Source organism: Amycolatopsis sulphurea (assembly GCF_002564045.1).
In the GTDB taxonomy this organism is placed as follows: Bacteria; Actinomycetota; Actinomycetes; order Mycobacteriales; family Pseudonocardiaceae; genus Amycolatopsis; species Amycolatopsis sulphurea.
Window position 1 is genome coordinate 1 of record NZ_PDJK01000001.1, and the last position, 23,148, is coordinate 23,148.

Annotated in this window: 20 protein-coding genes and 1 pseudogene; 13 read left to right on the forward strand and 8 right to left on the reverse strand. The window is 69.9% G+C overall.

The window, feature by feature from the left end:
* The 6 genes and pseudogenes from ATK36_RS00005 to ATK36_RS34105 form a co-directional block, all read left to right on the forward strand.
* On the forward strand, positions 1-684 hold a 684-nt coding region (locus ATK36_RS00005; protein ID WP_098509270.1), incomplete at its 5' end, for a UTRA domain-containing protein.
* Positions 671-1,429 (forward strand): glycosyltransferase, encoded by a 759-nt coding sequence (locus tag ATK36_RS34520; RefSeq protein ID WP_098509271.1) that lies wholly within the window; start codon positions 671-673, stop codon positions 1,427-1,429. The genes ATK36_RS00005 and ATK36_RS34520, both read left to right, overlap by 14 nt.
* A 611-nt stretch (positions 1,430-2,040) precedes the next feature.
* Positions 2,041-2,636: pseudogene (locus ATK36_RS00015) on the forward strand (ABC transporter ATP-binding protein); the annotation flags it as partial.
* A 641-nt stretch (positions 2,637-3,277) separates the two neighbouring features.
* On the forward strand, positions 3,278-3,730 hold the full coding sequence (locus ATK36_RS00025) for a hypothetical protein (RefSeq protein ID WP_245914103.1): 453 nt from the start codon (positions 3,278-3,280) through the stop codon (positions 3,728-3,730).
* Between the two features lie 338 nt (positions 3,731-4,068).
* The gene (locus tag ATK36_RS00035; RefSeq protein WP_098509272.1) at positions 4,069-5,502 is read left to right on the forward strand and encodes an MFS transporter; all 1,434 of its coding nucleotides are present in this window, start codon (positions 4,069-4,071) and stop codon (positions 5,500-5,502) included.
* Positions 5,499-5,969, forward strand: coding sequence for a MarR family winged helix-turn-helix transcriptional regulator (locus ATK36_RS34105; RefSeq protein WP_098509273.1), 471 nt, complete (start codon positions 5,499-5,501; stop codon positions 5,967-5,969). The genes ATK36_RS00035 and ATK36_RS34105 overlap by 4 nt, the downstream gene beginning before the upstream one ends.
* Here the strand turns inward: ATK36_RS34105 and ATK36_RS00045 are convergent.
* From ATK36_RS00045 to ATK36_RS00060, 4 genes are all read right to left on the reverse strand, one after another.
* Positions 5,956-7,626 (reverse strand): fumarate hydratase, encoded by a 1,671-nt coding sequence (locus ATK36_RS00045; RefSeq protein WP_098509274.1) that lies wholly within the window; start codon positions 7,624-7,626, stop codon positions 5,956-5,958. The genes ATK36_RS34105 and ATK36_RS00045 overlap by 14 nt on opposite strands.
* Positions 7,627-8,198: 572 nt before the next feature.
* Positions 8,199-9,230: a sigma-70 family RNA polymerase sigma factor gene (locus tag ATK36_RS00050; protein WP_098509275.1), complete on the reverse strand. Its 1,032-nt coding sequence runs from the start codon at positions 9,228-9,230 to the stop codon at positions 8,199-8,201.
* Positions 9,231-9,501: 271 nt separating this feature from the next.
* Entirely contained in the window at positions 9,502-9,927 is a 426-nt protein-coding gene (gene dtd / locus ATK36_RS00055; protein ID WP_098509276.1) for a D-aminoacyl-tRNA deacylase, read from the reverse strand.
* A complete protein-coding gene (locus ATK36_RS00060; RefSeq protein ID WP_245914105.1) occupies positions 9,924-11,429 on the reverse strand; it encodes a DUF7782 domain-containing protein in 1,506 nt (501 codons plus the stop codon). The genes dtd and ATK36_RS00060 overlap by 4 nt, the downstream gene beginning before the upstream one ends.
* A gap of 26 nt (positions 11,430-11,455) precedes the next feature.
* Here ATK36_RS00060 and ATK36_RS00065 point away from each other — a divergent pair, with 26 nt between their 5' ends.
* Together ATK36_RS00065 and ATK36_RS00070 are read left to right on the forward strand one after the other, a co-directional pair.
* Positions 11,456-12,721 (forward strand): amidohydrolase, encoded by a 1,266-nt coding sequence (locus ATK36_RS00065; protein WP_098509277.1) that lies wholly within the window; start codon positions 11,456-11,458, stop codon positions 12,719-12,721.
* 24 nt (positions 12,722-12,745) lie between these two features.
* Positions 12,746-13,090, forward strand: a complete 345-nt coding sequence (locus ATK36_RS00070; RefSeq protein WP_098509278.1) for a DUF3099 domain-containing protein — start codon at positions 12,746-12,748, stop codon at positions 13,088-13,090.
* A 9-nt stretch (positions 13,091-13,099) separates the two neighbouring features.
* Here ATK36_RS00070 and ATK36_RS00075 read toward each other — a convergent pair whose 3' ends face one another.
* Genes ATK36_RS00075 through ATK36_RS00085 form a run of 3 tightly spaced genes read right to left on the reverse strand, consistent with a single transcriptional unit; the run spans position 13,100 to position 15,296 of the window.
* On the reverse strand, positions 13,100-13,498 hold the full coding sequence (locus tag ATK36_RS00075) for a hypothetical protein (RefSeq protein WP_098509279.1): 399 nt from the start codon (positions 13,496-13,498) through the stop codon (positions 13,100-13,102).
* 11 nt (positions 13,499-13,509) lie between these two features.
* On the reverse strand, positions 13,510-14,391 hold the full coding sequence (locus tag ATK36_RS00080) for a carbohydrate kinase family protein (RefSeq protein ID WP_170069520.1): 882 nt from the start codon (positions 14,389-14,391) through the stop codon (positions 13,510-13,512).
* Positions 14,388-15,296 (reverse strand): pseudouridine-5'-phosphate glycosidase, encoded by a 909-nt coding sequence (locus ATK36_RS00085; protein WP_098510203.1) that lies wholly within the window; start codon positions 15,294-15,296, stop codon positions 14,388-14,390. Before ATK36_RS00085 ends, ATK36_RS00080 begins: the two co-directional genes overlap by 4 nt.
* Before the next feature lie 97 nt (positions 15,297-15,393).
* Here ATK36_RS00085 and ATK36_RS00090 point away from each other — a divergent pair, with 97 nt between their 5' ends.
* From ATK36_RS00090 to ATK36_RS00100, 3 genes are all read left to right on the forward strand, one after another.
* On the forward strand, positions 15,394-15,636 hold the full coding sequence (locus ATK36_RS00090; RefSeq protein WP_098509280.1) for a DUF3039 domain-containing protein: 243 nt from the start codon (positions 15,394-15,396) through the stop codon (positions 15,634-15,636).
* A gap of 295 nt (positions 15,637-15,931) precedes the next feature.
* Complete coding sequence (locus tag ATK36_RS00095; protein WP_098510205.1) at positions 15,932-17,362, forward strand: NF041680 family putative transposase; 1,431 nt, start codon at positions 15,932-15,934, stop codon at positions 17,360-17,362.
* A 107-nt stretch (positions 17,363-17,469) separates the two neighbouring features.
* Positions 17,470-17,631 (forward strand): hypothetical protein, encoded by a 162-nt coding sequence (locus ATK36_RS00100; protein ID WP_387001695.1) that lies wholly within the window; start codon positions 17,470-17,472, stop codon positions 17,629-17,631.
* A gap of 5 nt (positions 17,632-17,636) precedes the next feature.
* Here the strand turns inward: ATK36_RS00100 and ATK36_RS00105 are convergent, their stop codons facing one another.
* Positions 17,637-18,722 (reverse strand): YihY/virulence factor BrkB family protein, encoded by a 1,086-nt coding sequence (locus ATK36_RS00105; RefSeq protein ID WP_245914107.1) that lies wholly within the window; start codon positions 18,720-18,722, stop codon positions 17,637-17,639.
* A 1,141-nt stretch (positions 18,723-19,863) separates the two neighbouring features.
* On the opposite strand from ATK36_RS00105, the gene ATK36_RS00110 reads away from it, so the two are divergent.
* Both ATK36_RS00110 and ATK36_RS00115 read left to right on the forward strand, forming a co-directional pair.
* Positions 19,864-21,612: a DEAD/DEAH box helicase gene (locus ATK36_RS00110; RefSeq protein ID WP_098510206.1), complete on the forward strand. Its 1,749-nt coding sequence runs from the start codon at positions 19,864-19,866 to the stop codon at positions 21,610-21,612.
* Positions 21,613-21,957: 345 nt separating this feature from the next.
* Positions 21,958-23,094 carry a sugar ABC transporter substrate-binding protein gene (locus ATK36_RS00115; RefSeq protein ID WP_098509281.1) on the forward strand — a complete coding sequence of 379 codons (1,137 nt, stop codon included), beginning with the start codon at positions 21,958-21,960 and terminating at the stop codon, positions 23,092-23,094.
* The last annotated feature ends 54 nt before the right edge of the window (positions 23,095-23,148 follow it).

Below are 23,148 nucleotides of genomic sequence, written 5' to 3' on the forward strand. Positions count from 1 at the left end.
CGAGGGGCGATCCGAGTCCTTCGAGACACAGGGATCGTGGAGGTCATTCGTCCAAAAGGCACGTTCATACGAACGCCGCCGACTCGAACAGTCCGCGAACCCAGTTCGCGCTACCAGTGGGAGAAGGATAGAGCACTACTGTCCCGCGAAGAGCGACTATCAACGGGGGCCAGCGAAAAAGAGAGCGGGCTCGACACCGCCGATCTTGAGTTTTCGGCGAAATATGAAAAAACCATTTCCGATGAATACATTTCCGGCAGGCTTGGAGTAGAGGAAGGCACCCAGGTTCTCAAAAGGACGTACTCCACGACGAGCATTAAATCAGGGTCAGTCATAGGTAGGTCAAACTCGTATATCCCGCTGGATATCGTGGATGGAAACCCGGACCTTCTTGACGATCGTAACGAGCCTTGGCCCGGGGGCACGCAACACCAACTCAGTACCGTAGGCGTCGAGGTAGACTCAATCTCTGATCGGATACTGGCCAGAGTACCAACCGTTGACGAACGTGAATCGATGAAGATTCCCGAAGGTACTCCGCTATTCGTTATCGAAAAAACGTCTATCGACATTGCTGGCCGTATTGTGGAATTTTCGAGCATTCTTCTCCCCGCTGACCGGGCAGAACTCAAGTACTCCATTCCCTTGAAGCGATGGAAAAAGGGGCAACATGCCGGTAATTAGTGTCATTACCGCCGTATACCATGGTGGTCACCATTTCCTACGGGAGGCGTACAATTCCCTAGTCGCGCAGAAGCTTCCTAACGGCTGGTCCTGGCAATGGTGCATCCAGGAAGATGGCGATACCGGTCTGCCCGCCGACGAGATCCCAAACGACGAGCGAGTGTCATACGGAATTGGCCTTGGTGGACGAACAGGAGTTGCCCGGACGATGGCGCTTGCCCGCGCATCTGGGATGTACGTTCGAACGCTAGACGCCGACGACATGTTGCTTCCGGGCGCACTCACTCGTGACATTGAAACCCTGGATAGCGTGCCGTGGTGCACTTCTGCGTGTGTAGACCTCCTGCCGAGCGGCAAGATCGTGCCGGGTCCATACGACCCCACGCCGGGACTGCTCGATCCAGGTCGCTTCTACCGCGAACATGAGGCTGACCGATTGTCCGTGCAGGCAGTGACCTTCGCGGCGCACACGGATCTAATTTGGGCGCTCGGTGGCTGGCCAGCATTGACCGGCGCGGAGACGGACGGACTACTCCTTGCCGCCGAAGCCGTAGCCCAAGGGGCATTCATCGGAGAGCCGGGCCTTATCTACCGGAAGCACGCTGCCCAAACGACGGCATCCGACCGGTATTGGCATGCAGACGAAGCGAAAGCACGCAAGGACGCGGTTCGTCATAGAGCCCGCGCGCTCCGGCGGACCAACTGGTCCTGGAATCCTCGCCAGCCGGTCCCAGCCAGTGCCTAGACCTCCGTGTTCAGAGTTTCCTTACTTGTTCAAGGCGGCCCCTCCGGGGCCGCTGAGCACTGTGTTTGATCCGCGGGCAAGCCCCGCCGGGGCGTGCGGGCTGGCGCCCGGTCCCCGGCGGTCGCCCGCGGAAAAGCAGCCCAGCGACCACCCGCCGGAGGAGCCGCAGACAGGGGCTCACCGATCAAGAGATGTCCTCGCCGGACGGGCAGGTCTCCAGGATGGACAAGTGGGGCGCATCGGTTGCGTTCGTGCGTGCCTGTCGTCCATCCCGACGACCTCCCAAGGGCTATCAAGCCTGTCAAGGGGGCAGTCCCGCGGTACGCTCACCAGGGGCGGGAAGGTGCCCCCTTGACAGGCTTGATCGGGCTGAAGCCAGGTCGACGGGATGGACGAAGAGGCCCCCACTTGTAGGTTGAGACGGCGGTGGTCGGCAACCCACATTCCGCCCACATGACACCGGCGAACAACGACTGACAACCATGATCACGGACAGGTATTTTCTTTGATAGCAAAGGAAATACCGAACCCGACGCAGGTCGGGCAAGAGCCGAGTAAGTACATCAGCCCCACACTCATCAGTCTCGAACGCTGTGCCGCCGACGCAGGCGGTGGTGCATAGCTACGCGCTGTTCCCGCACCAGCGAGTCGAAGGCAACGTGGCGTTCGGGTTGAAGGCGCGACGGATGCGCCGGGCGGAGGTCGCCCGGAGAGTGGGGGAAGGGCCTGGGGCCTATGCCCGGCGGTTCCCGCGGGAGCTTTCCGGTGGGCAGCAGCAGCGCGGGGCGCTCGCGATCCGCCGGCGAGTGCTGCTGCTCGACGAGCCACTGTCCGCTTTGGACGCGACATTGCGTGAGGACATGGTCGCCGAGTTGCTGCGGCTGCGGGCCGAATTGCCGGACACCACGCTGATCTACGTCACCCACGACCGGGCGGGGGCGCTCGCGCTTGCCGACCGGGTCGCCGTGCTGCGGGAGCCCGGCTGGTGGAGCCGGGCTCGTGCGAACAGCTCTACCGGCGGCTGGCCGGCGAGTTCACCTTCCGGTTCCTCGGCGCCGCGAACCTGATCCCGGTCGAGCTGGTGCGGATCGCCGAGACGGTCGCGACAGTGCGGTTCGGACCCGCCGGATTGACGGACGCTGCGCTCTTCGCCCTCACCGACCGTGGCCAGGTCTTCCTCGCGTCGGCGAGCACGGTGCTGTTGCTGGTCGGGGTGGGGTCGGGCTCGCTGACCGGATTTCTGGGCTGCCGATGCAACCCGAACGGCCTGGATTCCGTCCGCACGGGTATGCGGAGAACCGGAAAGGTCCTGGGAACGGGTGCGCTGTTGCTCGTGGTGGTCGGCTGTGGCGCGCACAACGCCGGGAGCGCGCCATCTTCGACGCCGCCTGCCGCGACGACCACGCCGCCTGCTTCGACCACGACACCGCCCGCCTCGACCACCACACCGCCGGCGCCTTCGACGAATGTGCCGCCGCGGAGCCACCCGACGCAGGGCGTACCGCCGGGGGACACCGATCCGGCGGCGAACCAGGTCGACGTGTCGGCGTTGCCCGCGGATTACCCGCGCGACGTGATCCTCGCCGACGGTGGTGCGACTGTGGTGATCCAGGCCGAGCAAGCCGGCTGTGACCGCCTGAGCGCCGCTCCCGGGGAGCAGACGGCGAGCCAGGTCGTGGTGACCGTGACCCTGACCCGGGCGCCGCGTGGGCAGATGTGTCCCATGCACATCAAGGAAAATCCGCTGTTCGTGCACTTGAACGCGCCGCTCGGCGGGCGGCAGCTCGTGCTGCGGCCCGGTTCCTGAGCGCATGCAACCCCTCGCGGCGATCATTCCGTCCCCTGTGCATGAGGTACTCGACGAAGCTGATCGGAACGGCAATCATCCTCGCGACGGTCACCGCGTGCGGCGGGCCGTCGGTGGCCACGGCGCCGGCGGGCTCCCCATCCCCGAGTTCGCCCCCGTCCGTCAAGCCGCAGTACCAGGCTCCGGCGGGCAGCATCCCGGTGCCTGCGGCGAAGCTCGACCCGGCCGCGCTGCCGAGGGAATTCCCGCGTGAGGTCTACACCAGCGACGGCGGCAAGGTCCTGGTCGTGCGCGCCGAGGAAGGCGGCTGTCAGCACGCGCTCGGTGAAGCGGTCGAGCAGACCCCGCAGCACGTGGTGATCGACCTGAGTGAAACCAAGGCGCAGACCGGCCAGATGTGCACAATGGACTTGCGGCACCCGGTGATCACGGTGCCGCTGACCGCCCCGCTCGGCGATCGGACAGTCGTCCTGAAGCAGTCCTCACCTCGGTGACCACGCTCCGCGCCAAGGCTGTGAAGGGGCCCTTCACGGACTCAGAGTCCGTGAAGGGCCCCTTCACGGCATTTCGGCGAAGGGCAGGCCAAGGTCACCGAGACCTTCGACTGGTCCACGGCGCGGCTCCCGTTCGCGATCGGCCTCGCCGGATTCCCGAAGCGCAACGCGGAGGCGATCGAGAAGACCCTCGCCCGGCTCGGGGCGCTGTTTCCCGGCTGATTTCTCCGGTATACGCCGGTCCGGCCGGTGATCTTCACCCTGCCCGGAACAGCCCGGCCGAGATAGTTGTAGCATTGCAAATGTTGTAGAGCTATAACCATCTCGATCGGAGGCACATGCCGGAGCTGAGCCACCGGCGGCGGCAGCTGGTCCTCGCGGTCTGCTGTCTGAGCCTGTTCATCGTGGGCCTGGACAACACCATCGTGAATCTGGCGCTGCCCGCGATCCAGCGCGAACTCGGCGCGTCCGTGTCCAGCCTGCAATGGACCATCGACGCGTACACGCTGGTGCTGGCCAGCCTGCTGATGCTGTCCGGATCCACCGCGGACCGGATCGGCCGGCGCCGCACCTTCCAGACCGGGCTGGTGCTGTTCGGTCTCGGTTCGCTGCTGTGCGGGCTGGCGCCGAACCCCGGGCTGCTCATCGCGTTCCGCGCGGTGCAGGCGGTCGGCGGGTCGATGCTCAACCCGGTCGCGATGTCCATCATCACCAACACCTTCACCGAACCCCGCGAACGCGCCCGCGCGATCGGCGTCTGGGGCGGGGTGGTCGGCCTGAGCATGGCGGTCGGCCCGGTCGTCGGCGGGGCGCTGGTCGCGTCGGCGGGGTGGCGGTCGATCTTCTGGATCAACGTCCCGGTCGTGCTCGCCGCGGTGGTGCTGACCGCGGTGTTCGTGCCGGAATCACGTGCGCCGCGGGCGCGCCGGCTCGACCCGGTGGGGCAGCTGCTGGTGATGGTGTTCCTGGCCGGGCTGACCTACGGGATCATCGAGGGCCGAGACGCCGGGTACGGCGCCCCGTACATCATGGTGTCCTTCGGGCTGGCGCTGGTCGCGCTGGTGATGCTCGTACCGTATGCACGACGGCGCGCGGAACCGTTGCTGGAGTTGAGGTTCTTCCGCAGTGCCCCGTTCTCCGGGGCCACCGTGATCGCGGTCTGCGCGTTTGCGGCGCTCGCCGGGTTCCTCTTCGTCAACACGCTCTACCTGCAGGAGAGCCGGGGCTACAGCGCTTTGCACGCCGGGCTGCTGACCTTGCCGATGGCGGTGGTGACGGCGGTCGCGGCGCCGCTGTCCGGGTGGATCGTGGGCACCCGCGGGGCGCGGTTCCCGCTCGTGCTGGCGGGTGCGGCGATCGCGGCGTCGGCGGGGCTGCTCGCGACGATCACCGTGGACACCCCGTTGTGGTGGCTGATGCTCGCCTACGTGCTCTTCGGGCTCGGGTTCGGCATGGTCAACGCGCCGATCACGAACGCGGCGGTGTCCGGGATGCCGCGGGCGCAGGCCGGGGTGGCCGCCGCGATCGCGTCGACGAGCCGTCAGGTGGGGGCCTCGCTCGGGGTCGCGGTGATCGGCGCGGTGGTGACCGGTGGGGTACACGGCGGGTTCGGGGCGGGGCTGGCCGAGGCGAGTCACGCCGGATGGTGGATTATCGCCGGATGCGGGCTGCTGGTGCTGATGCTGGGTCTGGTCACGACGAGCGCGCGGGCGCGGGCGGGAGCGAGCCGGGTCGCGGCGGAGCTGGATCCGGAACCGGTGGCCACGGGATGAACGACGAGGCGTTCCGGGTGTGGGCCCGGCTGCGGGCGATGGTGCTGGAGCTGCACGATCGGCGCAGCGTCGCCTCCGCGGAGCTGGGCATGAGCTTCATCAAGGTGAAGGCGTTGCTCAAGGTGGCCGCGGGGCCGCTGACCATGCGGGAGCTGACCGATCGGCTGAGCACCGACCGGCCCTACACCACGCTGGTGGTGGACGAGCTGGTGCGCCGCGGGCTGGCGGTCCGGGAGCCGCATCCCGAGGACCGCCGCAGCCGGGTGGTGACCGCGACCCCGGCCGGTGCCGCGGCGGCCGCGCGGGCGCAGCAGATCCTGGGGGAGCCGCCGCCGCAGTTGCGGGCGCTGCCGGCGGCCGAGCTGGCCGCGCTGGACCGGATCACCGCGCTGCTCGTGCCCGGTCCGTCCACTGCGGACGGACCGCACCGAGGGGTCCGTCCGCGGCGTCGCCTCAGCGGAAGCTGATCTGCAGGACCGGTTCGCTGGTCTCGGCGAAGAAGTCGGTGCCCTTGTCGTCGATCACGATGAACGCGGGGAAGTCCTCGACCTCGATCCGCCAGACCGCCTCCATGCCGAGTTCGGCGTATTCGAGCACGTCGACCTTTTTGATGCAGTCCTTGGCCAGCCGGGCGGCCGGGCCGCCGATCGAGCCGAGGTAGAAGCCACCGTGCTTGCGGCAGGCCGCGGTGACCTGCTTCGAGCGGTTGCCCTTGGCGAGCATCACCAGGGAGCCGCCCGCGGCCTGGAACTGGGCGACGTAGGAGTCCATCCGCCCGGCCGTGGTGGGGCCGAACGAACCCGACGGGTAGCCCTCGGGGGTCTTGGCCGGGCCCGCGTAGTACACGGGGTGGTCGCGCAGGTACTGCGGCATCTCCTCGCCGGCGTCGAGCCGTTCGGCGATCTTCGCGTGCGCGATGTCGCGGGCCACCACCAGCGGGCCGGTCAGCGACAGCCGGGTCTTCACGGGCAGCTGGGAAAGCTGGGCGCGGATCTCGGTCATCGGCCGGTTCAGGTCGACGGCGACGACTTCTTCGGACAGCTCGTCCTCGGTGATCTCCGGGAGGAACCGGGCCGGGTCGCGTTCGAGCTGTTCGAGGAACACGCCCTCGGTGGTGATCTTGGCCTTGGCCTGGCGGTCGGCCGAGCAGCTGACCGCGACGCCGACCGGGCAGCTGGCACCGTGCCGGGGGAGCCGGATCACGCGGACGTCGTGGCAGAAGTACTTGCCGCCGAACTGCGCGCCGATGCCGAACTGGCGGGTCATCTCCAGCACCTGCTGTTCGAGGTCGCGGTCACGGAAGGCGTGGCCGAGTTCCGAGCCTTCGGCGGGCAGATTGTCCAGGTAGCGGGCCGACGCCAGCTTCGCGGCCTTCAGGGTGAACTCCGCGGACATCCCGCCGACGACGATCGCCAGGTGGTACGGCGGGCAGGCGGCGGTGCCGAGGCTGCGCAGCTTCTCGTCCAGGAACCGGGCGAGCCGCTTGGGGTTCAGGACGGCCTTGGTCTCCTGGTACAGGAACGTCTTGTTGGCGCTGCCGCCGCCCTTGGCCATGAACAGGAACTCGTAGCTGGGCTGCCCGGCGCCCTCGGCGGTGCTGTCCTTGTGGTACAGCTCGATCTGGGCGGGCAGGTTGGTGCCGGTGTTGCGTTCTTCCCAGAAGTTCAGCGGCGCCATCTGCGAGTAGCGCAGGTTGAGCTGCTGGTAGGCGTCGAAGATGCCCTGGGACAGGGCGCGTTCGTCGTCGCCGCCGGAGAGCACGCCCTCGGTGCGTTTGCCGATGACGATGGCGGTGCCGGTGTCCTGGCACATGGGGAGCACGCCGCCGGCCGAGATGGCCGCGTTGCGCAGCAGGTCCATGGCGACGAAGCGGTCGTTGCCGCTGGCCTCGGGGTCGTCGACGATCGAGCGCAGCTGGGCCAGGTGCGAGGTGCGCAGCAGGTGCTGGATGTCGGTGATGGCGGTGCGCGCGAGCGTGGTGAGCGCTGCGGGGTCGACCTGGAGGAAGGTCCGGCCCGCGGCCTCGACGGTTTCCACCCCGTCGGTGGTGACCAGCCGGTACTCGGTGGTGGTGTCCTTGCCCAGCGGCAGGACTTCGGTGTGCTGAAACGTGGTGGACGGCACAGCCAGGCTCCTTTGCCCTGATCGGGATCCGCCCACGGTACTCAGGCCGCTCCGGCGCCGTCCGCCCCCGCAGGGTCACTGTGGGATACCACACGCCCGGCGGGATACCGCCCGCGCCGGTGGGTTGTGGTTCGGGAGGCCGGGCCCACCCCGACGGACCCGACCTCCCGGGGAAAGCGGCGTGGCTGCGCTTACACCCACCCGCGTGGCCTCACCGCGACCGTCCGGCCGACCCCCCGCCGGACGTCACCCCCGCTTCCTACCCACCCAGTCTCGCACCCAAACCCGCTCGTCCCCAACCCCTCGTAACAACTCGACCACCCCTTGCGCACACCCCTGCCTCCCCCCGGCCCCGTCGCACGGCAGGCAACGGAGCTGTGAAGGGACCCTTCACGGACTCAGAGGCTGTGAAGGTGCCCTTCACAGACCTGCGGTGCGGTGCAGGTGACCACGCCGGGGTCCAGGGGGCTCGCCCCCTGGCGGGGGTTTGGGGGTTCGGCCCCCAAAGGACACGGAGGTGGGGCCACAGGCGAGCGCACTCCGCGTGCACACTTCACCCAACCCCACCGACCTCAGCTGGCGTACGCGCGCAGCCGGTCGGCTCGCTCGCCTTGGCGGAGCTTCGACATGACCTCGCGTTCGATCTGGCGGACGCGTTCGCGGGAGAGGCCGAAGTGCTTGCCGATCTGGTCGAGGGTGCGGGGCTGGCCGTCGTCGAGGCCGTAGCGGAGCCGGATGACGTGCTGTTCGCGGTCGTCGAGGGTGGCGAGTACGCGGCGCATGTCGTCCTGCAGCAGCCCGGAAATGACGGCGCTTTCCGCGTCGGTGGCCTCGGAGTCCTCGATGAAGTCGCCGAGCGGCGCGTCCTCCTCGGTGCCGACCGGCATGTCGAGACTGACCGGGTCGCGGGACTGGTCGAGCAGGTCGGAGATCTTGTGCTCGGGGATGCCCGATTCCGCCGCCAGTTCCTCGTGTGTGGCGTCCCGGCCGAGCTGCTGGTGCAGGTCGCGCCGGATCCGGGCGAGCTTGTTGACCTGCTCGACGAGGTGCACCGGGAGCCGGATGGTGCGGCCCTGGTCGGCCATGCCGCGGGTGATGGCCTGCCGGATCCACCAGGTGGCGTAGGTGGAGAACTTGAATCCCTTGGAGTAGTCGAACTTCTCCACCGCGCGGATCAGGCCCAGGTTCCCCTCCTGGATCAGGTCCAGCAGCGGCATGCCGCGGCCGGTGTAGCGCTTGGCCAGCGACACGACCAGCCGGAGGTTGGCCTCCAGCAGGTGGTTCTTGGCGCGGTGGCCGTCGCGCACGAGCGCGGACAGCTCCCGGCGGCGCTGGCCGGTGAGGTTCTCGGCGGTGTCCAGCATGTGCTGGGCGAACACGCCGGCCTCGATCCGCTTCGCGAGCTCGACCTCGTCGGCCGCGGTGAGCAGCGCGGTCTTGCCGATGCCGTTGAGGTACACGCGCACCAGATCGGCGGCCGGGCTCTGCGCGTCGAGGTCGGCGTCGGTGAGCGCCCCCACGCTCACCGGCTCCTGGGTCTGCGGTGCTGGGATCCCGCGCTCACGAATCCCGCGCGTTTCGCGTTCGAGAGTCTGGACTGACATGCTGCCTCCCCGGTCACGGGCTGAACGTGTCTCGCCGGTGCTTCTGCCCGAGGAGCGGGGCCTGTGGAATCCCGATCCGCGGGCCCAGCCGGCTTGGCTGGACACTGGTGTCAACGCGCCGGGTCGGAAAAACGTTCCCGGTGCGCCGATCGGGAGACGGCCCGGGCGGGCAGGCGGTTGCTCCACCAAAACTGAGGTTTTGCTGAGAAACCTCGTCCGGGCGGGGAATGTGGGTCATGAATACCCGGACGGAGCATAGGTCACACGTGGTCTAGACCTCAAGGAGGACCGTGTACGGACCGTCGTTCACGCTTTCCACGGCCATCATCGCGCCGAAGCGCCCGGTCGCCACGGCCGCGCCGCGCTCGCGCAGCCCGGCGACCACGGCGTCGACGAGCGGTGCCGCGGTTTCCGGGCGTGCAGCGGCGGTCCACGAAGGGCGGCGGCCCTTGCGGGTGTCGCCGTAGAGCGTGAATTGGGACACCACGAGCAGGGGCGCGCCGGTGGTGGCGCAGGACTCTTCGCCGCGCAAAAGCCGCATTTCGTACAGTTTCCGGGCCATCGCGGCCGCTTTCGCCGAGTCGTCGTCAGCGTGGACGCCGAGCAGCACCAGCAGCCCGGGTTCGCCGATCTCGCCGACGACCTCGTCTCCGACGGTCACTTTCGCGCGGGTGACCCGCGCCACCACCGCCCTCACCGTGCGGACGCGGGGACAAGCATGCCGTGGCGGACAAGTTCGCGGACCACCGGCAGCGCCGCCGCGGCCAGCTCTTCCGCTGCCAATCCTTGCGCGGCGGCAAGAAGCTCCACCAGGTCGGTGAGCGGGAGCAAGCCGCGGCAGCCGGCGAGCAGGCGCGTGGTGAGTTCGTCGACTTCGTGCTGCCAGCCGGGGCCGTCCGTGCGGTGCAGCCGTCGCACGGTCGTCTGCCAGCCTTCGTCGCCGGGGGAGTCGACGCGTTCGAGCAGCACGGTGTCGGGGACACGGAACGCAGTGTCGAGAAGTTCGTTGTTATGCGTACGCAGCCATTCGACGCGGTCGAGCCAGTTCGCGGCTTCCGGGCCGAGTGGATCGTCGTACGCCTGGCGAAGGTCTTCGCATACGACAGTCGGCGTCCGGTCGTTCGCGCGGCGGAGCGTGACGAACCCGAAGCCGATGCCTTGAACATTGTTCTCCCGGAACCAATCGAGCCACGCGGATGCTTTCGCGCGGCCTTCCGGGGAGCGCGGGTCGATGCCTTCGTCGCGTAGCCAGGTGCCGACGTATAGACCCGGATCCGCGACGTCGCGTTGGACGAACCACGCGTCGGTCTCCGGAGGCAACCAGCGCGTCACGCGGTCGGCCCAGTCTTCGCCGCGCCGGTGCAGCCACGAGGCGAGCAGCTGACCGACGCCGCCGTCGTCGAGGAAGCCCGGCAGCTGCCGCACGACCAGTGCGCTGGCGTCGTCACCGGCGAGGCCGGAATCCCGGTAGGTGTAGTCGACGCGGGGCGGGCCGACCACGAATGGCGGATTGCACACCACTTGGTCGAACCGGCGGCGCGCGACCGGTGCGAACCACTCACCGCGCAAGAGTTCCACCTCCAGCTCGTTGAGCCGGAACGTGCCCGCCGCGAGCGCGAGGGCACGCGCGGACACGTCGGTGGCCGTCACCTGCCGGGCATGCCGGGTGGCGTGCAGCGCTTGCACGCCGTTGCCGGTTCCGAGGTCCAGCAACCGGTTCACCGGACGACGGCTCGTCGCGCGGATGAGGCTGAGCGAAGCATGCCCGACACCGAGTACGTGGTCTTCGGGCACGGCGTGGCCGAGCATGTCGGCGTCGAGATCGGAGACGACCCACCAGGAGCCTTCTTCGTCACCGTGCGGGCGAATATCCAGCGCCGCAGCGAATCCGTTTCCTGCGGGGCGGAGAATGCCTGCCGTTACCGCCTCGCTCACGCTCAGTGGCGCGAACGCGTTCGAGACGGTCTTCTCCGGCTCGGCGAGGCCGAGCAGAAATACTCGGATGAGGCAGCCCAGCTCTCCCGCGTCGAGGCTGGCGCGGCGGGCGGGTTCGGGCTCGCCGCGGCCGAGGGCGGTGTGGGCCGCGCCGCCGAGTGCGGCCACGACCCCGTCGGCGTCGTAGCCGGCGCGGCGGAAGGCCTCGCGCAGGCGGGCGCAGAGGTCCTCGGACAGATCAGGCAAGTCTGTGTTGGTGCGCACGGACTAATCCTGCCACAATAGAGGCTGTGACGGACGATCTCCCCCGCCGTGTCCTGGCCCCTCTCGAAGCAGCGTTGCCCGATCTGGAGGCGTTGTACAAAGACCTCCATCAGCATCCCGAGCTGGCGTTCGCCGAAACACGCACGGCGGCCGAAGTCGCCCGGCGGCTGACCGAGGACGGATTCGAGGTGCACACGGGGATCGGCCGTACCGGCGTGGCCGGCGTGCTGCGCAACGGCGAAGGCCCCACCGTGCTGCTGCGCGCCGACATGGACGCCTTGCCGATCGAAGAACAGACCGGATTGCCCTATGCGAGCACCGCGCGCGGCGTCGACGACGGGAACGACGTGCCGGTGATGCACGCCTGCGGGCACGACATGCATGTCACGTGGCTCTCCGGAGCCGCTCGTCTGCTGGCGGCCGACCGCGAGGCTTGGTCCGGCACGCTGCTCGCCGTGTTCCAGCCCGCCGAAGAGGGCAAGGGCGGCGCCAAGGCGATGCTCGAAGACGGTCTCTTCGACCGTGTCGGCCGCCCCGACGTGGCTTTCGGGCAGCACGTCGCGTCCGCCCCCGCCGGTTGGATGTTCACCCGGCCGGGCGTGCTCATGGCCGCCGCCGAAGTGATGCGTATCACGCTGCACGGCCAGGGCGGTCACAGCTCCCGCCCGGAGGCCACTGTCGACCCGATCGTGATGGCGGCTTCAGTGGTCCTGAAGCTGCAGACGGTGGTTTCATGGGAGATCGCGGCGACCGAGTCGGCGGTGGTCTCCGTCGGCTCGGTGCACGCCGGCACCGCACCCAACGTGATCCCGGACGAGGCCGTGCTGGAGATCAGCACGCGCGCGTTCGACGACGGCATGATGAAGCGGGTGCGTGCCGCCGTCGAACGGATCGTCAACGCCGAAGCCGTCGCAGCGGGCGCGCCGAAGCCGCCGACGATCGAGACGCTCGCGGCCTACTCGGCCACCGACAACGACGAAGCCGAGACGAACGCGCTGACCGAGGTGTTCCGCGAGCACTTCGGCGCCGAAGCCACCCATCTCGCACCCCAGATCACCGGCAGCGAGGACTTCGGCGAGTTCGGCCGCGCGGCCGGGATCCCGTCGGTGTTCTGGCTGGTCGGCGGGGCCGACCGGGACGAGGTGCTCGCCGCGCTGAACGAGGGCCGGTTCGAGCGCGATGTGCCCGCGGCCCACACCTCGCGGTTCGCCCCGATCCTGCACCCGACCCTGCGCGCGGGCGTCGAGAGCCTGGTCGTCGCGGCTTTGTCCCGGTTCGCCCCGCCCAGCTGACGGCGGGCGGGCCGGAGTGGGAGGATGAGAACCGGAGGTGCTGCCGTGAACGAGCACGCCGAAGGACCGCAGGACCGGCCCGCGGTCCTGATCACCGGGGCCGAACCGTCCTACGATGATCAGCTCGCCGTCCGGAAGCGGAAGTACGTGACCATGATGGTCTGCCGTATTCCGTGCCTGGTGCTGGCCGGCCTGACCTACCACACCTGGTGGCTGGCGCTGACCTTCCTGATCATCTCCGTTCCGCTGCCCTGGGTCGCGGTGCTCATCGCGAACGACCGTCCGCCGCGCAAAGCGGAGAAGGTGAACCGCTTCGCGCGCGAGGCCGGGCAGATCGAGCACCGCGACCACCGGGTCATCGACGGCTGAGGCCGCCGGTCAGCGCGGTTCCAGGCCCAGCTCGCCGGCGAGGAAGGTCAGGACGTCGATGTCCGCCGCGTGCGCGCTGCGCTTGCCCGGGGCCGTCCCGTGCCCGGAGTCGGCCTGCACTTGGATCAGCACCGGGTGCCGCGAGGACGTCGCGGCCTGCGGCCGGGCCCCCAGCTTGCGGCAGTGCCGGGCGAGCGGATGGTGGCGATCGCGGAAAAGGCCGATGCGCCGCTTGCGGCGCAGGCGTACGGGGACCCGGAATTGTGGGACACCGACCTGATGCTGCGGCGGATGCTGCGTGTCGCGCTGGCCGGCATCGCCGCATCGCCGCGGAACTGCTGCCCGATCCCGAGCCGGGCGCGGAAAAGCGGTGATGGGCACCTCGACGAACTCGGATGTGCCCGGCACGGTTTCGCGGGTCAGGGGGTGTCGGGAGGTTGCGGGCCGATGCGGCCGACCGCGAGGGCGCCGAGGCGGGTACCCGCCCGCAGTACGTCCACTGTGGACTTACCCGCCAGCCAGGCGGTGAGCACTCCGGCGTCGAACGCGTCGCCGGCGCCGGTCGAATCCACGCATTCCGCCTCGATCGCCGGGACCGTCGTCACGCCGTCGCGATCGACCCAGCAGGCGCCGTCCAGCCCGGCGGTGACCACGACCGCGCCGACCGTGTCGAGCAGGTCGGTGGCCGACCGTGGATCGGCGGAACCGGTGAGTGCCACGAGTTCCTCGGTGTTGGGCATCAGCAGATCCGTGCCGTGAATGTCGGCGAGGAACGCCTCCGGATCGTGGATGTGCGCGGCCGCCTGCGGGTCCACCGAGGTGCTCAGCCCGGCCTCCTTCGCCGCCGCGAGCGCGGCCAGCCCGGCCGGGCGCGAGGACGGATCGAGCAGTACATACCCGGACAGATGCAGATGACTCGCCCCGGCCAGCGCCTCCGGCGTGACGTCTTCGGGGGCGAACCGCTTGTTCGCCCCGCGGTCGGCCAGCATGCTGCGCTGACCGCTGCCGTCGACCAGCACGACCACGCAGCAGGTGGCCGCCTCGGGGTCGGTCGCGAACGCGCATCGGATACCGGCCGCTGCCAGCTCGGCCCGGATCAGCCGCCCGCCCGAATCGTCGCCGATGCGGGCCACCAGCGTGGTGTCCGCGCCGAGGGAACGCAGCCACAGCGCGGTGTTCGCGCCCGCGCCGCCCCCGGTGAACCGGATCCGGGCACGGGCGTCGCCGCCGTGCGGGAGCGGCTGGTCGTGCCGGGCGACCACGTCGAGACCGGCGTCGCCGACCACCACGATGCCGGTCATGACAGCGCCACCGCCACTTCGGCGGCGAGCCTCGCGTTGGACAGCACCAGCGCCTCGTTCGCGTCGATGCTCACCCCGCCGCTGGCGGTGTGGAAGTGCTCCAGCAGCACCGGGGTCACGTCCGCGCCCCGCACCCCGTCACGGTCCACTTTGGCCAGTCCTTCGCGGAGCAGCCGGTCGTGCAGCGCACGGTCCATTTCGGACTCCGGCGGGATCGGATTGGCCAGCAGCAACCCGGAATCCGCGAAATCGCGGTGCGCGGAGATCACCGCCGCGGCCTCCAGCGGGTCGTTCGCCCGCCAGCCGACCGGATGTCCCGAGGAACGCAGGTAGAACGCCGGGAAGTCGTCCGTGCGATAGCCGAGCACCGGCACCGACCGCGTTTCCAGCACCTGGAGGGTGGCCGCGATGTCCAGCACGGACTTGACCCCGGAGCACACCACCACGGTCGGCACCTGCGCGAGCACGCCCAGATCGGCGGACACGTCCCAGCTGTGCGTGGCACCGAGGTGCACCCCGCCCAGCCCGCCGGTGGCGAACACGCCGATGCCGGCCGCGGCGGCCAGCGCGGAGGTGGCGGCCACCGTGGTCGCGCCGGAACGGCCGAGACCGGCGGCCGGGCCGAGGTCGCGCAGCGACAGCTTCTCCAGCCCCGCACCGGGCGCGCACACGCGGGCCAGTTCCTCGGGGGAGAGGCCGATCACCGCCCGCCCGTCGAGCACCGCGATAGTGGCCGGTATCGCGCCGTTTTCGCGCACCACCCGCTCCAGCCGCCGTCCGACGTCGAGGTTGCGTCCGTACGGCAGGCCGTGGGAGAGGATCGTGCTTTCGAGCGCGACGACGGGATGACCGTCACGCAGCGCCGAGGCGACCTCGTCGTGCAGGAACAGCGGAGTCTGTGTGATCACCAACGGATCATCGGCGATCGCCGCGGTGCGGGCGCGGGCGGGTCGGCTCCCGCCGCCCGTTCCGGGAGCCGGGCCGCTGAGGCATGATGGAGGGGTGAGCACCGATACGCTGACCAAGCCGGAGACCGACAGCACCGAGTCGACCGACGACGACACACCGAAGATGTTCCACTACGTGCGCAAGAACAAGATCGCGGAGAGCGCGGTCATGGGCACGCACGTGGTGGCGCTGTGCGGCGAGGTCTTCCCGGTGACCCGCTCGCCGAAGCCGGGTTCGCCGGTCTGCCCGGCCTGCGAGAAGATCTACAAGGGCTTGCGCCCCGGCAAGGACGACTGAGCCGCGCGGGCAGCCTCGCGGGACGAAAGCGAAAATCCTTCACCCGAGGGCTGGGCATCCGGGGGGAGACCGGTAGCACTGCTGGGCGCCGAAGTCCCCTCCTCCCCACGGAGTGCCCAGGGTGTCGGCAAAGTCGGTGTGGAGGTCCGTGAAGGGGACCTTCACAGACTCTGAGCTTGTTGTTTAACCCGGTTGCGTTGTCGCGCTACCCCGGTTGATCGTGGGTGAGGCCCTTGGTTGATCATTCTTCTTGCGACAGAAGGAAGATCACAACCAGGGGCCTCAGTTGATCAGTGTGCACGACGCCGGCCGTGCCGGTGCACTCGGGGAGTTGTCCGCGTTCCGGGAGCGGTTCCACCAGTGCCTGACCAGTCGGGCGGACGCCTTGTCCGACCTGGCCGACGCGGTGCTGTGCGCCGACGGGCCGGTCGCCAGCCTGGCCGAACTGTCGCTGGTCCCGGAGCATCGGCGCGGGCACGGCGCCGGCTACGACGCGATCAACCACGGCACGATCGAGGTCGGCCGGTTACGCACCACCCTGGCACGCCTGCCCCTGCCTCGTGCCGCGGGCGGGCGGATCGCATTGGGCGTGGACGTGTCGCACTGGCTGCGCCCGGACGCCGCGTGCAGCCCCGAGCGGCTGTTCTGCCACACCTACGCCCGCGGCAAGGGCCAGGCCCAGATGATCCCCGGCTGGCCCTACTCGTTCGTCGCGGCGCTGGAGACCGGGCGCACCTCGTGGACAGCGGTCCTGGACGCGGTCCGGCTGGGACCCGCCGACGACGCCACCGCGGTCACCGCCGCCCAGCTACGCGCGGTCGTGGGCCGGATTATCGACGCCGGCCATTGGCAGCCCGCCGATCCGAGCATTCTGATCGTGGCCGATGCCGGCTACGACCTGCCCCGGCTGGCGTTCGTGCTGGCTGATCTGCCCGTCGAGGTGGTGGGCAGGATCCGTTCCGGCCGGGTGATGCTGCGGCCCGCACCGCCCCGGCGGCCGGGCGCGCCCGGCCGCCGGGCCAAGCACGGTGGGGTGTTCACGTTGGCCGATCCCGCCAGTTGGCACACCCCCGAGCACACCACCGGCACCGACACCACCCGCTATGGACACGCCCAGGCCCAGGCATGGGACCGGCTGCACCCACGCCTGACCCGTCGCGGCCCCTGGCTGGACCACGACGGTGAGCTTCCCCTGGTGGAGGGCACCGTGATCCGCCTGCAGGTCGAGCATCTGCCCGGTGATCGCGACCCCAAACCGGTCTGGCTGTGGTCCTCGGTCACCGGCGCCAGTGCCGAACTGGTCGACCTGCTCTGGCAGGTGTTCCTGCGCCGCTTCGACCTGGAGCACACCTTCCGGCTGTTCAAGCAGACCCTCGGGTGGACCCGTCCCAAGCTGCGCGCCCCGGAATCGGCTGACCGCTGGACCTGGCTGATCCTGACCGTCCACACGCAACTGCGACTGGCCCGCCCGCTGGCCGAGGATCACCGCCGCCCGTGGGAGAAACCAGTCACCGAGCCCCGCCGGTTGACTCCGGCTCGGGTTCGGCGGGGGTTTCGCAACCTGCACGCGACGACAACCCGCCCCGCAGCCGCACCGAAACCCTCCCGGCCTGGTCCTGGACGCCCAGCCGGCTCGACCAACCACCACCCCGCAACCCGCTACAACGTCGGCAAAACCGTCAAACGCGACCTCACCCTCGCGCAGCACCGCAACCACACAGGTTAAACAACAAGCTGAGTCCGTGAAGGGCCCCTTCACAGACCTTCACGGACCTCCGCCGTCTGCGCAGGGCCCCTAACACCGACTTTGCCGACACCCTGGTGACCGGGCACGTGACTTCGCTGGGTCGGCTGTCGCTGGAAAGCGGCTGCAGCGGGACCTTCGAAACCGAAGGCATCGACTTCGACGAGCGGGACGGCACCCTGCGGGTCGTGGTCGTCTCGCCGGGCGTCTGCGCGGCCGTGGACAGCAAGACCTGGCGCTTCCACCGCTGAGGCGCTCACGACGGGCGCGGCGGCTTCTCGCCTTCGTGCCCGTCGCCCTCCGGCTCGGGGCGGCGCAACGGGATCGTGGTGCGCTCCCAGCGGGTGCGGCCGTCCTCGGCGTGCATCCGCTCGCTGGCCCGGACCATCTCCAGCCGGCGCCATTTGCGGCGCTGCCGCCGGGTCGGCTTCGCCGGCCACAGCTCCTGGATCGCGCTGTTGAAGTAGGCGCCGCCGACCACCGCGAGCCCGATGAAGAACATCAGCAGCAGGAAGGCGATCGGGGCGGCCAGCGCGCCGTAGGTGTAGCCGGTCTTGGTGATCCAGTTGAGGTAGATGCGCAGCCCGATACTGGCGATCAGGAACACCAGCATGGCCAGGATCGCGCCGGGCAGCCCGCGGTGCCAGGGCAGCCGCCGCGGCAGCGCGAGCTTGTACAGCGTGGTCAGCGCCAGCACGATCATCACCCCGAGGACCGGGAAGTAGAGCGTGCCCACCCAGGAGGCGACCGTGGGCCGCCAGGTCACCGGGAAGAACTCCGGCAGCAGATCCGGCCCGATCGCCAGCAGCGGCAGCCCGACCACCAGCACGATCAGCCCGGCGAGATACAGCAGCAGCGCGAAGATCCGCTGCCACACCTCGTTGCGCACGCCGTACTGATCGTGCGCCACGGTGATCGCGTCGACGAACGACGACATCGCCGAGGATCCCGCCCACAGCGAGATCACGAACCCCACCGACACGATCTCGCCCTTGCCGACGGTGAGGATGCTGTTCACCGTCGGCTCGATGATCTCCTGCACCGCGTTCTGGCTGAAAATGGTGTGGCAGAAGGCGATGATCCGGTCGTGCACGGCGGTGACCACGTCCTGGCCGAACCATTCGCCGACGAACCCGAGACTGCCCAGCAGCCCGAGCAGCAGGGGCGGCAGCGAGAGCGTCTGCCAGAACGCGGCCTCGGCGCCTTCGGAGAAGATGTTGCCTTCCCAGGCCTTCGCGAGGGTGCGGGTGAGGAGCCGCCAAGGCCCCTTGCGCGGCGGCTTCGCCGGTGGCGCGGGTGGCGGTTCCGGTGGCGGGGCACCGGGTGCGGGGTTCTCGGGCACGGTGGTTCCGGACGGGGTCCTCGGATTCGGGTGGGGTGCGGGCGGAATTCCGGGCGAAAGGCCCGCCGCGGAGAAACCACCCGAACCCGAGTCTTCCACGACCGGCCCGGCGGCGGACGGGCCGTGCACCGCAGCGGCGGGCGGGGACGGGTGGTGAGCTGCCGGGGCAGCGGCGGCCGGGCTGCCGGTGGGTGTGTTCGGTGCTGGTGAGCCGGTCGGCGGCGGGTTCGGTGCGGGCCGGCCGGCGAGGGCTGGGGGTGCCGGTTGCGGGGCCGGAGTGGGCGGCGGTGCTTCGAGACGGCCGGAGGTGGGGTGACCGGGTGCGGGTGGGGTTGGTGCCCCGGGATTGCCGCTGGCCGGGTCGTCGGGGACCTGGCCGTTCGCGGGCGGGGTTACTGCGGGCCGGTCGCCGGGTGGCGTGGCCGTGGTGTGTGCAGATCGGGTCGGTTCGCTGCTGGGGCCGGCGGTCCGGCTGTTCGCGGGCCGGGTCACTGCAGGCCGGTCGCCGGGTGCTGTCACTTCGCTGGGCGCGGGTGTGGCCGGGTCGGCGGTCGGGTTGCTCAGGGCCTCGCCTTGTGCGGGCCGGTCTGCCGCAGGCCGGTCGCCCCGTGCGTCGCCCTCGGCGACCTCCGGATGGCGGGCCGGGCTCTCCGCCTGCCCCGCGCCGGGCAGGGACGGATCCCGCGGTGCCTCGCGCGCCGTCGTCCTGCCCGTTTCCGGTTCCACCTCACCCATCGTGGTTCCAGCATGGTCCATGGGCGGGCGTTCGGCTCACCGCCCCGTGCCCCAGGGGTCCGGCAAAGGGCCGAGGACCCGGCAGTGGGCGATGCGGAGGTGTGTGCGACCACCTCGTGGCGTGCGCCGGACCGGTTTCGGGTCCGTGAAGGGGCCCTTCACGGACTCTGAGTCTGTGAAGGGCCCCTTCACGGACCTCCACACCGACTTTGCCGACACCCTGGCCCCGTGCCCGGCGGGCGGGGCGGGGACCCCGGCCGTGCCGCTGCCGGGTGCCGGCCGCTCCGGAAGGTAGGCTGACCGGCGTGCCCTCATCGTGGCCGCCGGCGCCGAAGCCGGTGCCGGCGTGGGGGTTTTCGCACGTCACGGCCGCAACGCGTGGCCGGAGGAGGGGGTGAGCCGAGCTTTGTCCGAGACGACGACCCAGGGGGTCCTCGGGGCACCGCCTGCCGGGCAGGACAGCACCGCGCGCCCGTTGCGCGCCTGGCAGCGCCGCGCGCTCACGAAGTATCTGACCCGCAAGCCGAAGGACTTCCTGGCGGTGGCCACGCCCGGGGCCGGCAAGACCGTGTTCGGCCTGCGGATCGCCGCCGAGCTGCTCTCGGACCGGACGGTCGAGGCGGTCACCATCGTCACGCCCACCGAGCATCTCAAGCACCAGTGGGCGAGCGCGGCCGCCGCGGCCGGGATCGCGATCGACTCGAACTTCCGCAACACCACCGGGGTCACCTCCCGCGACTACACCGGGGTCGCGGTGACCTACGCGCAGGTGGCCGCGCACCCCACGCTGCACCGGGTGCGCACCGAGAACCGCAAGACGCTGGTGATCCTCGACGAGATCCACCACGGCGGCGACGCGAAGTCCTGGGGCGACGCGGTGCGCGAGGCGTTCACACCCGCCGTACGCCGGCTCGCGCTCACCGGCACTCCGTTCCGGAGCGACGATTCCGCGATCCCGTTCGTCACCTACGAACCGGACGCGGGCGGGTTCCAGCGCAGCAAGGCCGACCACTCCTACGGCTACTCCGACGCACTCGCCGACGGCGTGGTCCGGCCGGTGGTGTTCCTCGCCTACTCCGGCGAGGCGTCCTGGCGCACCAGCGCGGGGGAGGAGTTCACCGCCCGGCTCGGGGAGCCGTTGACCGCCGAGCAGAACGCCCGTGCCTGGCGGACCGCGCTGGATCCGTCGGGCGAGTGGGTGCCCGCGGTGCTGCAGGCCGCCGACACCCGGCTGACCCAGGTCCGCCAGGGCGTGCCGGACGCGGGTGGCCTGGTCATCGCCACCGATCAGGAGTCCGCGCGCGCGTACGCCAAGATCCTGCAGCGCATTTCCGGCGAGATGCCCACCCTCGTGCTGTCCGACGATCCGAAGGCTTCCGGCCGGATCAAGGAGTTCTCCGAGACGAACGAACGCTGGATCGTCGCGGTCCGGATGGTGTCCGAGGGCGTCGACGTGCCGCGGCTGGCCGTCGGGGTCTACGCCACCAGCGCGTCCACGCCGCTGTTCTTCGCCCAGGCGATCGGCCGCTACGTGCGGGCCCGGCGCAAGGGCGAGACGGCCAGTGTGTTCCTGCCCAGCGTGCCCGTGCTGCTGGAGCTGGCCAGCGAGCTGGAGGCCCAGCGCGACCACGTGCTCGGCAAGCCGCACCGGGAGAAGGAGGGCTGGGAGGACGAGCTGCTCGCCCAGGCCAACCGGACCGAGGACGAACCGGGCGAGGAGGAGAAGGCGTTCACCTCGCTCGGCGCCTCGGCCGAGCTGGACCAGGTGATCTACGACGGCAACTCGTTCGGCACGGCGGTGTTCTCCGGGTCCGAGGAGGAGCAGGAGTACCTGGGCCTGCCCGGCCTGCTGGAGCCCGACCAGGTGCGCGCGCTGCTGCGCAAACGGCAGGAGGAGCAGCTTTCCGACGAGAAGCGGCGCCGCCCCGCCGAGCCCGAGCGGCCCGCCCCGGCCGCCCGGCCGCAGTCGGTCAGCGAACGGCTCGGCGCGCTGCGCAAGGAGCTGAACGCCCTCGTCGGCGTCTACCACCACCGCACGAAGAAGCCGCACGGCGCGATCCACAACGAGCTGCGCCGGGTGTGCGGCGGCCCGCCGACCGCGATGGCCACCATGGAACAGATCGAGGAACGGATCGTCACCCTGCGCTCCTGGTAGGGCCCCTCCGTGCCCGGGCGAAATCGCGGGCCACGTCATCCGACCGGCCCGGCCGGGCGGTCCTGCGATCACGCGGGGTATCGCCCGGGTCCGGGCCGGTCGCTCGTCCTGGGGAAAACGGTCAAGTTCGGTTACCCTTGGTGAGTGGTCCGGACCACGCCGTCAGCGTCGGTCACATTTTCGGCCTACGTTGCCGAACCGTGTCCTTAAGGTGTCGATTCGTCGTTCCCGCCGTCTTCCGTGCAGCCCTCCGGGCGCATATGTTGTCGTCCACAACATATGCGCGACGGTGCGCCGGTTGGTTCCGGAACACCGCTGCGCGAGCTTGATCCGGAAGGAACGAGGATGCGCAGCAGAACCATTACCCTCCTCGCCGCCACGGTGAGCGCCGGTCTGGCGCTGACCGCGTGCGGTGCGAACAGCTCGAACTCCGGGAGCTCGGGGAGCAGCTCCTCGTCCGCGCCGGCCCCGGCCGGTGGCGGGGCCGGCGGCAAGGTCGGCGTGATCCTGCCGGAGACGGCCACCTCGGCCCGCTGGGAGGCCTTCGACAAGCCGATGCTGCAGGCCGCGCTGTCCGCGCAGGGCTTCAGCTCGGACATCCAGAACGCGCAGGGCGACAACCAGAAGTTCTCCTCGCTGGCCGACGGGTTCATCAGCCAGGGCGTCAAGGTTCTGATCATCGCGCCGTCGGATCCGGCGGTCGGCGCGCAGATCGAGGCCAAGGCGAAGGCCGCGGGCATCCCGGTCATCGACTACGACCGGCCCAGCCTCGGCGGTTCGGCGAACTACTACGTCTCCTTCGACAACGAGAAGGTCGGCGAACTGCAGGCCCAGGGCCTGGCCGACGCGCTGAAGAGCAAGCCGGGCGCCGGCGTCGTGCAGATCGAGGGCGCGCCGACGGACAACAACGCGACCCTGTTCGGCGACGGGCACGACAAGATCCTCAAGCCGCTGTACGACTCCGGCGCGCTCAAGCTGGTCCAGAAGCAGCCGATCAACGACTGGGACCCGCAAGTCGGCGGCCAGACCTTTGAGCAGATCTTCAGCCGGGCCGGCGGCAAGGTCGACGGCGTGGTCGCGGCGAACGACGAGCTGGCCGGCGCGGTGATCACCGTGCTGAAGAAGAACGGTCTCAACGGCAAGGTCCCGGTCACCGGCCAGGACTCGACCGCGGCCGGGCTGCAGGCCATCCTGCGCGGCGACCAGCTGCTGACCATCTTCAAGCCGATCAAGGAAGAGGCCGAGAACACCGCCAAGCTGGCGGCGGCGCTGGCCAAGAACGACACCGCCGCGGCGGACAAGATCGCGACCGGCACGCTGCACGACCCGAAGAACAACCGCGACATCAAGTCGGTGCTGCTGGCCCCGCAGCTGATCACCGTCAACGATGTCAAGAAGGTCGTCCAGGCCGGCTACGTGAAGGCCTCGGATGTGTGTACCGGTGACGTCGCCGCCAAGTGCACCCAGTACGGCATCTCCTGAGCCGGACCCGGTAGCACCCTAGACCGCCGGGCCGGGACGCGCGTACCCCCGACC

Coding starts and splice junctions, on each gene's coding strand:
- ATK36_RS34520 (WP_098509271.1), top strand. CDS start 671: ATGCCGGTAATTAGTGTCATTACCGCCGTATACCATGGTGGTCACCAT.
- ATK36_RS00025 (WP_245914103.1), top strand. CDS start 3,278: ATGAGGTACTCGACGAAGCTGATCGGAACGGCAATCATCCTCGCGACG.
- ATK36_RS00035 (WP_098509272.1), top strand. CDS start 4,069: ATGCCGGAGCTGAGCCACCGGCGGCGGCAGCTGGTCCTCGCGGTCTGC.
- ATK36_RS34105 (WP_098509273.1), top strand. CDS start 5,499: ATGAACGACGAGGCGTTCCGGGTGTGGGCCCGGCTGCGGGCGATGGTG.
- ATK36_RS00050 (WP_098509275.1), bottom strand. CDS start 9,230: ATGTCAGTCCAGACTCTCGAACGCGAAACGCGCGGGATTCGTGAGCGC.
- ATK36_RS00070 (WP_098509278.1), top strand. CDS start 12,746: ATGAGAACCGGAGGTGCTGCCGTGAACGAGCACGCCGAAGGACCGCAG.
- ATK36_RS00080 (WP_170069520.1), bottom strand. CDS start 14,391: ATGACCGGCATCGTGGTGGTCGGCGACGCCGGTCTCGACGTGGTCGCC.
- ATK36_RS00115 (WP_098509281.1), top strand. CDS start 21,958: ATGCGCAGCAGAACCATTACCCTCCTCGCCGCCACGGTGAGCGCCGGT.